This window comes from Bacillus sp. 0909A (assembly GCF_036765115.1).
GTDB lineage: Bacteria > Bacillota > Bacilli > Bacillales > Bacillaceae > Bacillus > Bacillus mojavensis.
This window is the reverse complement of sequence record NZ_JBAIZU010000022.1, coordinates 1-280: the sequence shown is the minus strand read 5'-3', so window position 1 is coordinate 280 and position 280 is coordinate 1. Positions and strand designations below refer to the sequence as shown.

Sequence of the window (280 nt, the reverse complement as noted above, 5' to 3'; positions counted from 1 at the left end):
AGTCAAGAGCACGCGGAGTGACGTGTTCTCAAGCTCCATGAACTGTTCCGCCAGCTGCGTTGGCAGGAAGGTGATCGTCACGCCGTTTGTTTCGAAATAGTCATTCAGGCGGGTGATATCAAGGCGAATCGCTTCATCAATGACGTGAAGCTCAGCGCCGATCGTCCAGGTCGGGAACATCTCCCAAATGGAAGCGTCGAACCCGAAGCCCGCGTACTTCGCACTGCGGTCCTCCGCTGTCATGCCGAATGCGTCATGATGCCAGAAGCACAGGTTGACA

Annotated in this window: 1 protein-coding gene; it reads right to left on the bottom strand. The window is 55.7% G+C overall.

Annotated features, from left to right (window positions below; translation table 11 throughout):
• Nucleotides 1–280, bottom strand: a 280-nt coding sequence (locus V6D42_RS20280; RefSeq protein WP_333514385.1) for an AMP-binding protein, incomplete at both ends; no start/stop codon positions are given.